The organism is Bacillus cereus group sp. Bce041 (assembly GCF_052646455.1).
The window spans coordinates 87076-103811 of record NZ_JBQXON010000006.1 but is presented as its reverse complement, the minus strand read 5'-3'; the positions used below and the strand labels follow the sequence as shown (position 1 = coordinate 103811).

Sequence of the window (16736 nt, the reverse complement as noted above, 5' to 3'; positions counted from 1 at the left end):
TTCACCCTTCCGCTTTTAATTCTAATAGTAAATCTCTTAGTTCAGCTGCACGCTCGAAGTCTAACGCTTTTGCTGCTTCTTTCATTTCTGCTTCCATCTTCGCAATTGTCTTTTCACGCTCTTTTTTCGTCATCTTCTTAGCTGGCGTTGCTTCATACGTTTCCGTTTCTTCAGCAGCTGTCGTTGCACGAATTACATCACGCACACCTTTTTGAATCGTTTTCGGCGTAATACCATGCTCTTCATTGTAAGCTTCTTGTATACTACGACGACGCTTCGTTTCTTCAATCGCAATTCCCATAGATTTCGTTATACGATCTGCATACATAATAACGCGGCCGTTTTCATTACGCGCGGCACGACCGATTGTTTGAATTAATGAACGTTCTGAACGCAAGAACCCTTCCTTATCAGCATCTAAAATAGCTACAAGTGATACTTCCGGAATATCTAATCCTTCTCGCAATAAGTTAATGCCGACAAGTACATCAAATTTACCGAGGCGAAGATCGCGGATAATTTCAATACGTTCTAACGTTTTAATTTCAGAGTGAAGATAGTTAACTTTAATTCCTACATCTTTTAAGTAATCCGTTAAATCCTCTGACATTTTCTTCGTTAAAGTCGTAATTAATACACGTTCATTTTTTGCAATACGATCTTGAATCTCTCCTAATAAATCGTCAATTTGCCCTTCAATTGGTCGTATATCAATTGGTGGATCTAAAAGCCCTGTTGGACGAATAATTTGTTCTATTACTTCTGGCGACTGCTCTAACTCATACGGTCCTGGCGTTGCTGAAACATAAATAACTTGATTCGTTTTCTCTTCAAACTCATCGAATGTGAGCGGTCTATTATCTAAAGCTGACGGCAGACGGAATCCATGATCCACAAGCACTTGCTTACGCGCTTGGTCCCCGTTATACATCGCTCTTACTTGCGGTACTGATACGTGCGATTCATCCATAACGATTAAGAAATCTTTCGGGAAATAGTCTAATAGCGTATACGGCGTTGCCCCCGCTGGACGAAGTGTTAAATGACGGGAGTAGTTTTCAATACCTGAACAAAATCCCATCTCGCGCATCATTTCTAAATCATAACGTGTACGCTGTTCTATACGCTGCGCTTCTAACAACTTGCCGTTATCATTTAATTCCTTTAAACGCTCTTCTAATTCTTTTTCGATATTTTCAATAGCGACCTTCATCTTTTCTTCACGTGTAACGAAGTGAGATGCTGGGAAGATTGCTACATGATCACGTTCTGCTAATACTTCACCTGTTAACGCATTTACTTCACGAATACGATCGATTTCATCACCGAAAAATTCGATTCGAATACAATGCTCATCAAGTGATGCCGGGAAGATTTCAACTACATCTCCTCGCACACGGAATGTACCACGCTTGAAATCAATATCATTACGTCCATACTGTACATCAACAAGTTCACGAAGCAATTGATTACGGTCTTTTTCCATACCAACTCGAAGCGAAACAACTAGCTCGCGGTATTCTTCTGGAGAACCTAAACCATATATACACGAAACACTCGCAACGATAATTACATCGTCCCGTTCAAATAATGCAGACGTTGCCGAGTGACGCAATTTATCAATTTCATCATTAATCTGCGCATCTTTTTCAATAAACGTATCTGTTTGTGGTACATACGCTTCTGGCTGATAATAATCGTAGTAACTAACAAAATATTCAACTGCATTATTCGGGAAAAAGTCTTTCAACTCACTATATAACTGCCCTGCTAACGTTTTATTATGAGCCATAACAAGTGTTGGCTTTTGCACTTCTTTAATGACATTTGAAATCGTAAATGTCTTACCCGTTCCTGTTGCTCCAAGCAACACTTGCTTTTTCTTTCCACTATTAATTCCCTCTACAAGCTTCTCTATAGCTACCGGCTGATCACCTTGCGGGGAATACGCTGAGACAATTTCAAATTGACGTTCCAAAAAAATCCGACCTCCTCATAAAAAATCTGTATTATTATTTTACCACGAATGCCCATAAAAAACCTAAAAAAACGAACAGATATTCGGTAAAGTTTTCGACAATATATACATAGAAAAAGGAAGGAGTATATACTTCCTTCCTCTACTAGCTCTATTTTTTAGGTACATATAATACGTCATATCCATTGCGCCCATCTTCATTCGTACAATCTATTAGCCTATAAATGGTTCCTGATTCGCGCTCGTCTTTCACAATACTTTTACAACTATCTTTATATAACCCTTTATTATCACCGGCAAATTGGTCTTTTCTATTATCTGACACATAAAGTATATCGTGCTTACTACGCTCTAACATTTGAAAAATCGGGTCACCTTCATGGGTATATTGTACAATTCTTATTTTATCAACTTTCCCTTGATCAATATTTAAAACGAACTGTTCAAATTTATTTAGATTGGAAATTCCTGTTCCCTTTACAACGACATCAGTCTTCTTATCAATTGCAGTGTTAGATTGTGAGCATGCTACTAAACTAAAGAGAAATATCCATATAAAACTAGTTCTTTTTCCTATTGTCATCCTCTCCTATAAAAATTATTTGTATACCGCAAAAGCTACTTTCCCCTAAGAAAGTAGCTTCTTGTTACCTTTCTCCTTCTTCGGAAAAAGAACATATGAAAATGAAATAGCTGTATCCACTAAAAGTATAATCGCCCAAACTTGGCTAACGCGACTTGCTGCTTTATTTAAAACGATTCCTGATTCTAACCAATTCCCCCATTGTTCAAATGGTACGAAACCGTACAGAAAGAAAAAGAAAATATGCACAACAACAAACAAACTAAGGTGCAATACCCAATTTTTTATTTCCTGCTTCGCATAAGCCATACCTGTTAATTCTACCTGTTCTTCTATAATAGGCGCCGGCTCATTCCGCCATTTCGCAACTGATTTTTGCACAAATATATCAAGCTTCTTCAAATCCTTTTTCCCGTAGAAAACTGCATACAATAAAATAATTACAGTAATAATTTGAAAGTTAGAGAACTTTCCTGTTTGATAATAGTCCACTACTCCTAAAGTTAAAATAAACACTTCATTTACGAGGAGTACAATTCCCATAATAAAACTCGCCTTTTTCAAACGGAATCCGTAGCGAAGTAAAAAGAAACCGATAGCTGATAACCAAAATACAATTTCTGCCCCAATTAAAAAATACCAACGATATTCTGCGAGTATGCTCATTTATCCTTCTCCCTTTCATCATAAATACGAAAAGCCTCATCCATATACACTAAAAGTTCTTCTTCAATTGGATACATGCTCATTTTCTGTGAATCTTCCTTCGATTTTCTAACTTCCCATAACTTATCTAAAAACGCTTCATCACCATTGGCCATTTCTAAACACTTCTGCATTAATCTCTTCATTGCCCCTTGTACCTCATCACTAGCAGCTTCTTTACCGTCTTTCATAAAAGTGCGTAATTGCTTTAATAAATCTACCCATTCTAAAACATTCGGATCTTCCTTACTCATGTTTGGTAAATTATGAAGCAATTTTTGTTCTTCCTTTGAAAATACTTCATTTTGAAATATTTCACGTATACGAGAAGACTGCTTCGAAAGCTGAATCAGTTCAAACATAACTTTCCAATCGAGTTCTCCCTCCACATCTACCGAATAAACAACTGCTTGTAAAACACTCTCCATTCGATTAAATTTCTTTTGTTCTTCCTGTACAAACCGAAGTTGTTTTTCAAGCGAATTTTTTAAATCCAGCTCACCTTTTACTAACATATTCGCAGTTTCTTTTAATGAAAATCCCATTTCTTTTAAAAATAAAATTTGTTGCAAACGAATAACGTCATTTTCACTATATAACCGATGTCCACCCTCTGTTTTTCCGCTCGGCTTTAATAAATCTATTTGATCATAATAACGTAGTGTACGTACTGTAACCCCTGTTTCTCTCGTCAATTCTTGTATTGAAATCACTACCATCACCTCTTCCCTTTCATTATAAAAGATGACGTTACGTAACTTTCAAGCTTTTTGTAAAAAAAATACAAAAAGCTGTTTATACAAAATGTATAAACAGCTTTTATGGAAATAACCCCTTTTGTATGGCGCGCCCACAAAATAAAATAAGTGCTCCAACAACAACACTCGTTGCCGTTTTATGATAATGGGCTAATAATAATAAATAATACGATAAACCTACAGTACCAATCATAATACAAATACTCGGCACTGGATTACGAGAAAAGTTTTGCATTCCCCAAAGAAGCGAAAATATAGCTGTAGCGACACATAACACCGGTAATCCCATCCCAGTTCCCCTTTTTCTATCTATTATTCCTTGTTGCTAACACACTCGTTGATGCGATACTAATTAATAAATCAAAACCAATCCTTATATATTTAAACGTTTACTCTAATTGAAATCTCTCAAGCTTATCATTTATTTTCTTTCTCCTTACTCCAGCGTAAAGATTTCCTCCACCTTCACTCCAAAATATTTGGCAATTTTTAAAGATAACTCTAGACTTGGATTGTAATGATGATTTTCAATCGCCACTATCGTCTGCCGCGTCACCTGCATCGCCTTTGCCATTTCAACTTGTGTTATATGATTTTGCTTTCTTAACTCTTTTATTTTATTTTTCACACCCATAGGATCCACCTTCAAAAGTAAAGATATCTTTACTTAAATTATAAATATTTTCCAGTTATAAGTAAAGATATCTTTACAAATTTTAGAAAAATGTTTCATTGAACATCTACTCTAACAAAGTACAAGAGTAATTCAATTTATATCGGCGATTTTCCAAATATATCGACATCCGTAGCGCTACTATAATCATAAGAAAAAGCTGTCCCCAAACACCTTCGGGAACAGCTTTCTCCTCTACTACATAAATCCTAACGCATATACAAGAACGTATCCAAGAACCGATAAGCAAACCGAGCCAATCAGCCCTGCCACGAATGCTTTACTTCCTAATTTACGGAACGTTTTAAACTCTACATTTAAACCGAGCCCTGCCATCGCCATTGCGATAAGCATGTAAGCAAGAACAACAATGTATCCCGCAACAACTTCTGGAATAATCCCGAGCGAATGCACTGCACTCATCGCTAAGAACCCGAAAATGAACCATGGTATTGGAAGTTCGCGCCACGATTTCTTTTCTTTGCTACCTTCACTCTTACCAAACCATAGACCAATTAAAATCGCTACTGGCACAAGCATTGCTACGCGCGTTAACTTCACAATAACTGCGATGTCTACAGCAGTACTTCCTCCTGGCGCCGCAGCTGCGATGACATGAGCGATTTCATGAAGCGTCGCACCTGAGAATACACCATAACCGTACGGAGATAAACCAAGTACTGGATATAATAACGTATAAATAAGCGTAAATATGGTACCTAAAATCGCGATGATTGCTGCCCCAACTGCTGTTTCATCGTCCTTCGCTTTGACTTGCGGTGCAATTGCCACGACCGCGGCTGCGCCGCAAATTGCCGTACCGCATGCTGTTAAAATCCCAAGTTTCTTTTCTACTTTAAATACTTTCGTTAGTCCGTATACAACAAAAATAGTAAATGTAATAACAACCGCCGCGATGACCAATACTTTCGGTCCCGCCTTCGCAATATCAACAAGATTTAATCGCATTCCAAGTAAGATGATCCCAAAGCGCAGCAACTTCTTACTCGCAAAGTTCGTTCCTGCTATCGCATCGTGAGGAACTCCAATTGCAGCGCGCCAAACCATCCCAATTAGAATAGCAATTACTAATTGTCCCATAATATTTAAAAATGGAAGCTCTGCTAAATATTTCGCGGCAATTGCGATTAATAATGTAATCCCAATTCCTTGCGAAAATCCAAAACGCTTCTTCTTTTGTATAACAAGTGTTTGTTCCATTTTGAACCACTCCAATAATCGTATTGGAACATGCATGTTCTTTCTACTTACATTATAAGAGAGTTTCTATAATAAGTTTAATACCAATACCAAATCTCTATCATCAGAAATACTTATGATAAGATGATAGAAAAAGAAAGGAGCCCATTATATGAACGTAGACATTTTAAAAATTTTTGTTACTGTCGTTGAACAGAAACACTTCTCCCGTGCAGCAGAATTATTAAACCTTTCACAGCCTGGAGTAAGTATGCATATACGCAACTTAGAAAACGAATTTGGCACTACACTTATTCAACGCTCCCCGAAGCACGTCCAAGTTACTGAAGCTGGAAACATATTATATATACATGCAAAGCAAATGCTCTCTCTTTACGAAGATGCTAAACAAGAAATTAATGAACTACATAACGTTGTAACAGGAACACTTCGCATTGGTGCTAGTTTTACAATTGGCGAATACTTACTTCCAAAAATACTGGCTAACTATGCGAATGAAAATCCACACGTCGAAGTTCATACTTTCATCTCAAATACAGAAGACGTTTTGCAAAGCCTTCGCTCTAATCAAATTGATATCGGCCTAGTGGAAGGACAAGTCGTATACGCCGACGTAGATGTTGAAACATTTATGCAAGATGAAATGAAGCTCGTCGTCCCGCCAAATCATCCATTACTCCGCACAAATGAAATAAATGAAAGTACACTCCAAGATCAAGTATGGGTATTAAGAGAAAGTGGTTCTGGTACACGCGCTTATAGTGACCGCTTTATTCATCAACACCATTTAAAAATGAAACGATTCTTTACATTCAGTAGTATCCAAAGCGTAAAGGAAGCTGTTAGTGCCGGGCTTGGCATCGCTATCCTTTCTGATTGGACTGTACGGAAAGAGCTATTAGCAAAAGAACTATTCCACGTCGAAGTTCCAAATGAACAACTAATCCGTCCGTTTTCCATCGTACGCGGTAAATATTTCATTCCATCTAAAGCCATTCAAGTGTTCTTAAATCATGTAGATTCTTTTGCGAAAAAACAGAGTTGACCCTCACATTAGTGTGAAGGTTTACAATACATGTAGAAGGAGTGAAACGCATTGCGAATTGGAGAATTATCAAAAGAAACTGGCGTTAGTGAAAGATCACTAAGACATTACGAAGAAAAGGGCTTACTCCCTACTAAGCGCCTTGCAAATGGTTACCGTGATTTTGATGAAAGTGCCATCGAAAAAGTGGAGCTTATTCAAATGTACTTACAAATTGGCTTAAATTTAGAAGAGACGGCAAGGATGCTGCGCTGCCTTGAAATTGAACCGCACCTGTACGACAATCCGTGTAGCAGTATCCTTACGCTTTACGAAGATAAACTCAATGAAGTAACAAAGCAAATCACATTACTTTCCAACATCCAAGCGAATTTGCAAAAACACGTTTCACTCCTAAAACAAGCAAAAGAAAAGGAATGATTACATGTTTGTTATACATGGCAGTTCAAGACAAAACGGAAATACAGAAGCTTTAACACATATGATGATAGAGGACATTGAAACAGAACAAATTTATTTGCGTGATCATACCGTCTATCCTATTACAGACCAACGTCATGATGCAGAAGGATTCCAATCCGTAAATGATGACTATGAGCAGTTAACCAAACGCATGTTAGAGCACGACACGATTATCTTTGCTACACCATTATATTGGTACGGAATGAGTGGACATATGAAAAACTTTGTTGATCGCTGGTCACAAAGCTTGCGCGATACATCTCTTCATTTCAAAGAAAAAATGAAAGGCAAAAAAATGTATGTTGTCATCGTTGGCGGGGATAATCCAAAGCTAAAAGCATTACCGCTTATTGCTCAATTCCAATATATCTTTGATTTTGTTGGTTCTTCATTTGAAGGTTATGTTATTGGAGATGCGAATGGACTGGATGAAATTAAAAACGATGCTGAGGCGCTGGCAAAAGCACAATTGTATAATAATAAATTCAAAAATAGCGAACAGAAATAAGTTTGACAAACCCTTTTGTATACGCATACAATAAAAGTAATATTATGAAAGGAAGGTACTTTGACCAATGAAGTTCTAATTCTCTTATTTATTTCATCCATCACAAATAGTGAACAAAAATGATGAAAACTAGCAGGGGATTAGTCTGTCCATTTGCCGATACTTTCTTTCGAAACGATCATGTAAAAAATCGTTTATTTATGTACGATTTTTTACATACAAGGGCGACGTTTATCCTCTCTAGTGAAACTAGGGAGGTTTTTTTATGACTATTTTATTCGCACGTAATATTGAAAAGAGCTTTGGTGATCGCACACTATTTACATTACCATCACTGGAAATTCAAGCACAGGATCGCATAGGAATTGTCGGAGTCAACGGAGCTGGTAAATCTACGTTATTACAAATATTAAGTAAAGAAATAGAAGCTGACAGAGGCATAGTAACTCATCATAGTTCTATCGCCATCATTCCTCAGCTCAGCGAAGAACTACCGGAAACCGCTTCTTCTCTCGCAAAAGGAAAATGGAGTATTTCAAACGTTACCGACGCAATGAGCGGCGGTGAACGAATGCGACTAAAGATTGCGCATGCTCTCGAACAAAATGCAGGCATTTTATTCGCTGATGAACCAACAAGCCACTTAGATATGGTCGGTACAGAGCAATTAGAAAAGGCACTTTCATCTTATAAAGGGGCACTTGTTTTAATATCGCATGACCGTGAATTTCTAGATAATATATGTACCAAAATTATTGAAATTGAAGACGGTATTATTCAAGAGTACAAAGGTAATTATTCAAACTATCGAAAACAAAAAGAACGTGAACGAATACAAAAACAAGCAGAATATGAGCAATATATACAAGAAAAAAATCGTTTAGAACAGTCCATTCTACAAAGAAAGCAACGTGCTTCTAACATGAAAAAAATCCCAACACGGTTCAGTTCATCTGAATCTAGACTTTATAGGTTAAGTGGGGCTCATGGCCAAGAACAGGTTAGTAAAGCAGCGAAAGCATTAGAGACACGTCTCGAAAAACTAGAAAAGAAGGAAAAGCCAAAGGATCTTTCTCAAGCTCAATTTGACGTGCAATACCATACACCCATTCATAGTAAGGTGGCAGTACAATTCAATAAAGCAACAAAGAAAATAGGCGACCGTATACTATTTAAAAATATGAATGGAACTATTGCCCCTGGTGCAAAGCTTGCCGTTTTAGGGGCAAATGGAAGCGGCAAAACCACTTTGTTCAACATGCTTCTCACAAACGAGCGTGGCATGCAGCTATCGAAAAGTTGTAAAATTGGATACTTCGAACAAACATTATCTATTTTAAAAACAGATAAAACCATTTTAGAAAATGTTCTAGAAGAAACAAACTATACAGAAGCATTCGTTCGCACAATACTTGCACGACTTCTATTCCGCCGTGAGGATGTTCATAAACCCGTGCACATTCTAAGCGGGGGTGAACGAATGAAGGTTGCACTCGCAAAAGTATTTTTAGGAAACTATAATATGCTTCTGCTAGATGAACCGACAAACTATTTAGACTTAGCAACGCAAGAAGAATTAGAAACCATGTTACAAGAATATCCTGGCACAATACTTTTCATTAGCCATGACCGTGCCTTTATTCGCTCTGTTGCAGACCATATTCTACAAGTAGATGAGAGTGAACCTAGAGTATTCCACGGTAATTACGAGCAATACACAAAAAGAACCACCGGAGATTCTGTAAACGTTACTGAGCAAGAGTTGTTACGATTACAAACAAAATTAACAGAAGTCATCGGCCGAATTTCCATACCAAATCATCACAATGATATCTCATCTCTCGAACAAGAATACGAAACATTATTAGTTAAAATCCGGAAATGTAAAGAAGCACTCTAATGTCTTCCCTATATATCGACGGGACCTTCCGCATTTCCCAAGAAATATTGAATCTTCGACATAGAATACAAAAAGCCGTGCATCAGCACGGCTTCTCACTTTAGATACGGACAGCAGTCCCGCTCACAGCAACCATTAGCATCCCTTCGCGAACTACTTCGTAATCCACGTCGATACCAACGATGGCATTCGCATTTTTTTGTCTTGCAAGAGTTTTCATCTCTTCCATTGCGATGTCACGTGCTTCTTTCAATTTGCTTTCGTAAGCGCCTGAGCGACCACCGACAACATCACGGACAGAAGCGAAAAGATCACGAACGATATTTGCACCCATAATCGCTTCTCCATTCACGATATCGACATAATCAATAATCTCTTTCCCTTGAATTGTAGAAGTTGTTGTTACAATCATACTGTACAGCCTCCCATATGAGATTTTTACCTACTTATGGTGCACTAATTCAGTACAAATTATATTTACGAACTAAACTGAGCTTCGTATAACCTACTGTATCCTCCGCCTTGCTCAATTAATTCATTATGTGAACCTTGTTCTGCAATACCATCTTTATTTACAACGACGATGCGATCTGCATTTTTAATCGTTGCTAGTCTGTGAGCGATAACTAATGTTGTACGACCAACAGATAGCTCCGCAAGCGATTTTTGAATCGCAAGTTCCGTCTCTGTATCTAACGCAGAAGTTGCTTCATCCAATATTAAAATTGGCGGGTTTTTCAAGAACATACGAGCAATCGCTAGACGCTGCTTTTGCCCACCTGAAAGTTTCACGCCGCGCTCACCGATAACAGTATCTAAACCGTCCGGCTGTGAGTAAATTAAATCTTCTAACTGCGCACGTTTTACTGCCTGCCAAATTTCAGCTTCTGATGCTTTTAAATTTCCGTAAGCGATATTTTCACGAATTGTTCCTGAGAATAAGAACACATCTTGCTGCACAATTCCAATTTGCTTACGAAGTGAAGATAATGTCATATCTTTCGTATCAATTCCATCAATTTGAATCGATCCAGATGATTGCTCATAAAAACGTGGTAATAGGCTACATAACGTCGTTTTCCCAGCTCCTGATGGTCCAACGAACGCAACTGTTTCACCTGCATGTATTTTCAAACTAATGTCATTTAAAATCGGTTCTTTGTTTTCATATCCAAACGTAATGTTGTTATATTGAATATCACCGTGTACATGCTTCACTTCCATTGCATCTTTAGAGTCTACAATGTCAGGCTCTGTTTCAAGAAGCTCTACATATCTTTTAAAACCAGCGATTCCTTTCGGATAGCTTTCGATTACCGCATTAATTTTTTCAATTGGGCGGAAGAAAATATTCGTCAATAGAACGAATCCGATAAATCCACCGTACGTTAATTCTCCTTGCAGAACAAACCATGTACCGCATATTAAGACGAAGAGCGTTACGAGCCGCATGAGCATATAACTAATCGACGAATTTAACGCCATAATTTTATACGCCATTAATTTCGTTGTACGGAAACGAGCGTTGTTAACAGCAAATTGCTCTTTCTCAAACTTTTCATTTCCGAATGCTTGTACAACGCGAATACCACCAACGTTGTTCTCAATGCATGCATTAAAATCAGCAACGTCTGAGAATAAACGTCTAAATGTACCTGTCATTTTTTTATTGAAGTAAAGTGCTAACCATAATAGGAATGGAATGACGAAGAACGTTAATAACGCTAACTTCCAGTTGATCATCATCATAAATGAGAATGCCCCAACTAAAGTCATTACGGCGATAAATAAATCTTCTGGTCCATGGTGAGCAATTTCCCCAATTTCCATTAAATCGTTTGTAAGGCGTGAAATTAAATGACCTGTTTTATTATTATCAAAAAATCTGAATGATAGCTTTTGAATATGATCAAATAATTTCTGCCTCATATCTGTTTCAATGTTAACACCAAGCATATGTCCCCAATATGTAACGACATATTGTAAGCCTGCATTTAACATATAAACTGCGAGTAAACCGAAACAAGCCCATAAAATAAGCGTCCAGTTTTGCCCTGGCAATAACTTATCAATAAATTGATTTACGATAAGCGGGAAGCCGAGTTCTAATAATCCTGCGACAACCGCACAAGAAAAGTCGAGTATAAATAAACCTTTATACGGTTTATAGTACGAGAAAAATTTACGCAGCATATCTTACCTCCATTTTCCAAAATTAAAAAGACTCCCTAAATGATAACCATTATCAAATAATTATTCAAGTTATCCGTCTATGAAACTGAAAATAAGCTTTGCGATAGTTGTCGTTTTTGGCCGGAAAGTCGATATATTCGAATAATCGCTGATATATTCGGAAAATCGCCGATATAAATTTCATTTACTAACTACTCTCCCATCCCCCAAAAACAAAAAAGGTACCACCACAAGGTGATACCATTCCTTCTATTACATCGCTTCCGAATCCCACTCATGCTCCTGTTCAACGAATACAATACCTAATTCGTGATGTCCACCAGCATATAATGCAGTTTGTGCAAGACGAAGCTCACCATTTGTATCTAATACTTCTAATTTACAAAATGCTCCTGTCGTCTTCGTTTGAAGCGCATCATAAAATTCCTCGGCGCTTTTTGGAATGACTCCATTTACTTTCGTAATAATTTCTCCAGGCAGTAATTTCAGCTCTGCTCCAATTGTATTTGGAATTGTATCTAGTACAACGAGCCCATCATTGCGTGCAGCAAAATACGCTGGTCTTGTTTCATCGGCAATTTTTTCTTGCATCGAAATTGTGAAACGCCCAAGCATAGCGACTCCCATCGCGATAATTGCAAGTACGTGCCACCAGTAACTTGCGATTCCTAAAACGAGCACAAGTCCTGCTAACCCATAAACACGTCTTCCTGTAAATAATAAAGCTTCCGTCGGCTCATAACTTTTAATATTTCTCATAAATCCAATTAAAAATGGAACGAGGAATAGAGAATATGTATTTGAACCTATTGAAACGACAGGCCACCATGAAATAAACTGCGTTACCGCATCACCCGGTACAAGAATAAAAATAGGAACGATCCATAAACGCTTTGATTCGTGTAAACCAATCTTTAATCCACGCTTCCCCTGCCTAATCCTCGGCGTCGAATATCCTACTGCGTTTTTAGAAATCAATAAGCCTTCTACAATAAGCATAACGCCTAGTAAAATAACAAGGGATACAATGGTACTCTCTTCACCTTCTCGAAGCTGTAAAAAGGAAACTGGTAGCTTAGAAGATAATAGAACACATACAATCGCAATGCTAAATGTATAAGCCGCCGATAAATATCGATACATAGCCGTTAATCCAAATAGTAACGTCCAAATTAAAATGGCCCATAAGCTTGCTTTAGAAACAACAAGTCCAAGCCCAATCGTAATAATAGATACTACTAATCCGTATCCAATCCCTGCAAATAGAGAGGTTCGCAGTTCAAACCAAATATCATAAACTTTAAAAGAAAAATCTTTTCGTTCTCTTAACATACGTAAGTATCCAACGAAGATACTACTTATTACAAATATATAGACAGCAGGGTGTAAGAAAAAACGTCCAACTGCCCGCATTATTTCAAAAATCCATGCCTCCATGAACTCATTCACCACCATTTATATCATTCTTTCTTTTTATATTATCATAACTAAACAAACGTTTGTTTAACACAAAAAAATACAGGCAGCAAACTGCCTGTATTTCTTCTTATTTTGCCATTAATTTTAATGCTGACTGTAATTGTAGATCATTTTCTCCAGAACGGATTTTTTCGATAATTTTAGTTTGAATCGCTTCAGCTGTCTTTTTATCAAGCTGTCCTGTCGCTTCCATTTCATTTGCATTTTGGAATGCTTTCAGAGCCGATTCTGTCTCTTTACTAAAGTATCCATCTTCACGACCTGGTACATAACCTAAGCTCTTAAGCATTTCCTGAGCATGTTTTACTTGTACATCATTTGAATTGTATGAAAGTGTTTTTTCAATTTGAATTGGTGTCGCATGATAATAATTTGGTTGCTTCACTTCTACTGTTGGCGCGATTCCTTTTTTATGAATCCAGTTCCCATCCGGTGTTAACCATTTAAACATCGTTAATTTAATGTTGCTGCCGTCTTTAAATGGAACAGCTTGCTGGACAGTACCTTTACCAAATGTCTTTTCACCAATTAAATCGTATCCTTCTCCTTCTTTTAGCGCACCCGCTAAAATCTCTGAAGCAGAAGCACTTCCATTATCAATTAATACTGAAATTGGATATGGTTTTCTCTCTTTCAGTTCCGTAGAGAATTTCTTCTTCTCACCATTTCGCTGCTCTACTTGTAGCATCGGCTTTTTATTCGTCATAATTTCCCCTAGTATATCTTCTACACTATTTAAGTAGCCACCAGGATTACCACGCACGTCAATAACTAAGCCTTTTATATTTTTCTTCTCTAACTCTTTTAACTGATCCTTAAATTCTTTCGCTGTATTTTCAGCAAAAGAAGTGATTTGCATATAACCGATATCTTTTCCGCTCTCTTGCTTCACAGAACTAAATACTGTAAAGATCGGAATCTTTTCACGCTTAATTTTAAATACAATCGGATCAGTTACTCCCGCACGTTTAATTTCAATTGCGACAGTCGTTCCCTTTTTACCACGAATTTTTAATACTGCTTCTTCACGTGATAAGTCTTTCACACTGTTTCCATCTACAGATAAAATTTGGTCATTCGGTTTAATTCCTATCTTTTCTGCTGGTGAACCTTTAATTGGCGATACGATAATAAGCTTACCGTCCGTCTTGTTCACCTCAGCCCCAATCCCCTCTAATTCGGGATCAAGCGATTCACTAAACTGTTTGGCTGTTTCTTTATCCATATACGTGGAATAAGGGTCCTTCAGCGTAGACAACATACCTTGTATTGCACCTTCAACTAACTTTTCATCTTTCACGTCTTCCACATAACGTGAATCAATTAGTGCATACGCCTCATTAATTTTTGCCAAATTCCCTTGCGCAGTGCTAGCATTCCCACTCGAAATTGTTTGCGTTACTTCTGATGGGTTAACCCCAAATACAGACATGCCTGCAAACATTCCGCCAGCACCAATTAAAAATGCAACAACCATTCCAATAATTGCAACTCTACGTTTCAATGCGGAATTCCCCTTTCCAAAACACACAGGTGGTGTAGCAAAAGGCATCACACAGTGTGTGATGCCTTTACCTATTTCTACTATATGATAAGCTTGTACGAATTATGTTTGCAACTTTTTATACTTTTAAGAAGCGACGAATTGACATTACACTTCCCCACATACCGATTAAAGCACCGATTAACACTAGTAAACCAGCTAATTGGAATACGAATGGACTGTATGGTAGAAGCTCGAAAATTGTTCCGCCAAGTTTTTCATTAAACACACCTTGCAACGAATTATACGTAATTAGAATTAGGCCAATTGGAATAATTGATCCTAATACTCCTAAGAATAATCCCTCTAGCAAGAATGGCCAACGAATAAACCAGTTTGTTGCACCAACAAGTTTCATAATTTCAATTTCTGTACTACGAGCATAAATTGTAATTTTAATTGTATTAGAGATTAAGAACATCGCTGTGAATAAAAGACCAGCAATTAACGCAATCCCAATGTTACGACCAGTTTTTACAGTATCAAATAATCGTTCAACTTGCCCTTTTCCGTACTGAACATTACTAACAAACTGCATTTTTTCAACCTTCTTCGCGATTGTCGCTGTATCGGTTGGTTCTTTCGCTTTTACAACGAATACGTTTTTAAGTGGGTTATCTTGTTCAAATAACTCAAACGTTTTTCCACTATCACCTAAGCTTTTAATTAAACGTTTTAACTCTTCTTCTTTAGAAGAATATTTAATAGAATCTACTTTTGCAATCTTACTCATATCTTCTTCTAATTTCTTTTGATCCGCTTCTTTTGCAGCTGGATCAATGTGTACACGAATCTCTACATCTTGCTCTACTTTCGTCGCAAAATGGTTCATATTCATAATCGCTGTTAAAAAGACACCTACAAGTAATAATGTAACTGTTACTGCACTAACAGAAGCAAATGTCATCCATCCGTTACGTGATAGATTCTTTACACCTTCTCGCAAATGTCGACTAAGGGTCTTAGCCTTCATATCCGTATCCTCCCTCAATCTCATCTCGAACAATTTTTCCGCCTTCAATCGCGATTACACGATGACGGATTGTATTTACGATATCTGCATTATGCGTCGCCATAACAATCGTTGTGCCGCGCTCATTAATGCGAGTAAAAATATTCATAATATCAAGAGCTGTTTCAATATCTAAGTTACCTGTTGGCTCATCGGCAATTACAACCTTTGGTCTATTTACAATTGCTCTTGCAATAGCTACACGTTGTTGCTCCCCGCCCGAAAGCTCACTTGGAAGTGCGTCTGCACGATCTTCAAGGCCTACAAGACCTAGAACCTCTGTTACACGCTCACGAATTGCATCCGGTTCTTCTTCAATTACTTCTAAAGCAAACGAAACATTCTCATATACCGTTAATTTAGGTAGCAATTTAAAATCTTGGAAAATTACGCCTAATTGACGACGAAAATACGGAACGTCTCTTTCTGCCAATGTTTCGATAGTAAGTCCATTTACATTAATAGATCCTGTAGATGGTTTCTCTTCACGATACATCATTTTAATAAATGTAGATTTTCCGGCTCCACTCGGTCCAACTACGTATACGAATTCACCTTGTTTAATATTAACTGTAAGACCAGCAATGGCTTTCATACCATTCGGGTACTCCTTATAAACATTCGTCATTTTTATCATTATTTATCACCCAATACTTAATGATTTTTTTCGAAATAC

General features: G+C 37.4%; 17 protein-coding genes. 4 read left to right on the top strand and 13 right to left on the bottom strand.

The genetic code is table 11. From position 1 onward, the window contains the following. Position 1 precedes the first annotated feature (1 nt). The 7 genes from uvrB to ACUN13_RS19750 form a co-directional block, all read right to left on the bottom strand. Positions 2–1978, bottom strand: coding sequence for an excinuclease ABC subunit B (gene uvrB / locus ACUN13_RS19780; protein ID WP_000441059.1), 1977 nt, complete (start codon positions 1976–1978; stop codon positions 2–4). 151 nt (positions 1979–2129) lie between these two features. Further along, positions 2130–2561 carry a DUF4362 domain-containing protein gene (locus ACUN13_RS19775; protein ID WP_242259332.1) on the bottom strand — a complete coding sequence of 144 codons (432 nt, stop codon included), beginning with the start codon at positions 2559–2561 and terminating at the stop codon, positions 2130–2132. A 45-nt stretch (positions 2562–2606) separates the two neighbouring features. After that, entirely contained in the window at positions 2607–3227 is a 621-nt protein-coding gene (locus ACUN13_RS19770) for a hypothetical protein (protein WP_000025220.1), read from the bottom strand. Beyond that, on the bottom strand, positions 3224–3985 hold the full coding sequence (locus tag ACUN13_RS19765; protein WP_000260345.1) for a MerR family transcriptional regulator: 762 nt from the start codon (positions 3983–3985) through the stop codon (positions 3224–3226). The genes ACUN13_RS19770 and ACUN13_RS19765 overlap by 4 nt, the downstream gene beginning before the upstream one ends. Before the next feature lie 100 nt (positions 3986–4085). After that, on the bottom strand, positions 4086–4313 hold the full coding sequence (locus ACUN13_RS19760) for a hypothetical protein (RefSeq protein ID WP_000524139.1): 228 nt from the start codon (positions 4311–4313) through the stop codon (positions 4086–4088). A 147-nt stretch (positions 4314–4460) separates the two neighbouring features. Next, positions 4461–4658, bottom strand: coding sequence for a helix-turn-helix transcriptional regulator (locus ACUN13_RS19755; RefSeq protein WP_000538364.1), 198 nt, complete (start codon positions 4656–4658; stop codon positions 4461–4463). 237 nt (positions 4659–4895) lie between these two features. Then, on the bottom strand, positions 4896–5918 hold the full coding sequence (locus ACUN13_RS19750; RefSeq protein ID WP_000438432.1) for a YeiH family protein: 1023 nt from the start codon (positions 5916–5918) through the stop codon (positions 4896–4898). A 151-nt stretch (positions 5919–6069) separates the two neighbouring features. Between ACUN13_RS19750 and ACUN13_RS19745 the strand changes: the two genes are divergently transcribed. From ACUN13_RS19745 to abc-f, 4 genes are all read left to right on the top strand, one after another. Further along, positions 6070–6963, top strand: coding sequence for a LysR family transcriptional regulator (locus ACUN13_RS19745; RefSeq protein WP_001099987.1), 894 nt, complete (start codon positions 6070–6072; stop codon positions 6961–6963). A 51-nt stretch (positions 6964–7014) separates the two neighbouring features. Beyond that, complete coding sequence (locus tag ACUN13_RS19740) at positions 7015–7383, top strand: MerR family transcriptional regulator (protein ID WP_001219225.1); 369 nt, start codon at positions 7015–7017, stop codon at positions 7381–7383. Positions 7384–7387: 4 nt separating this feature from the next. Beyond that, complete coding sequence (locus ACUN13_RS19735) at positions 7388–7933, top strand: flavodoxin family protein (RefSeq protein WP_000497611.1); 546 nt, start codon at positions 7388–7390, stop codon at positions 7931–7933. A gap of 265 nt (positions 7934–8198) precedes the next feature. Beyond that, a complete protein-coding gene (gene abc-f, locus ACUN13_RS19730) occupies positions 8199–9833 on the top strand; it encodes a ribosomal protection-like ABC-F family protein (RefSeq protein WP_290102023.1) in 1635 nt (544 codons plus the stop codon). A gap of 100 nt (positions 9834–9933) precedes the next feature. Here abc-f and ACUN13_RS19725 read toward each other — a convergent pair whose 3' ends face one another. From ACUN13_RS19725 to ftsE, 6 genes are all read right to left on the bottom strand, one after another. Beyond that, positions 9934–10245, bottom strand: a complete 312-nt coding sequence (locus ACUN13_RS19725; RefSeq protein ID WP_000637521.1) for a YbjQ family protein — start codon at positions 10243–10245, stop codon at positions 9934–9936. A gap of 65 nt (positions 10246–10310) precedes the next feature. Then, positions 10311–12026: an ABC transporter ATP-binding protein gene (locus ACUN13_RS19720; protein ID WP_000944620.1), complete on the bottom strand. Its 1716-nt coding sequence runs from the start codon at positions 12024–12026 to the stop codon at positions 10311–10313. A gap of 252 nt (positions 12027–12278) precedes the next feature. Next, positions 12279–13463 (bottom strand): PDZ domain-containing protein, encoded by a 1185-nt coding sequence (locus ACUN13_RS19715; RefSeq protein WP_000388606.1) that lies wholly within the window; start codon positions 13461–13463, stop codon positions 12279–12281. A gap of 109 nt (positions 13464–13572) precedes the next feature. Beyond that, positions 13573–15009: a S41 family peptidase gene (locus ACUN13_RS19710; protein WP_000830313.1), complete on the bottom strand. Its 1437-nt coding sequence runs from the start codon at positions 15007–15009 to the stop codon at positions 13573–13575. 118 nt (positions 15010–15127) lie between these two features. Then, positions 15128–16021: a permease-like cell division protein FtsX gene (gene ftsX, locus ACUN13_RS19705; RefSeq protein WP_000645027.1), complete on the bottom strand. Its 894-nt coding sequence runs from the start codon at positions 16019–16021 to the stop codon at positions 15128–15130. After that, positions 16011–16697 (bottom strand): cell division ATP-binding protein FtsE, encoded by a 687-nt coding sequence (gene ftsE, locus ACUN13_RS19700; protein ID WP_000594321.1) that lies wholly within the window; start codon positions 16695–16697, stop codon positions 16011–16013. Before ftsE ends, ftsX begins: the two co-directional genes overlap by 11 nt. Positions 16698–16736 lie beyond the last annotated feature (39 nt).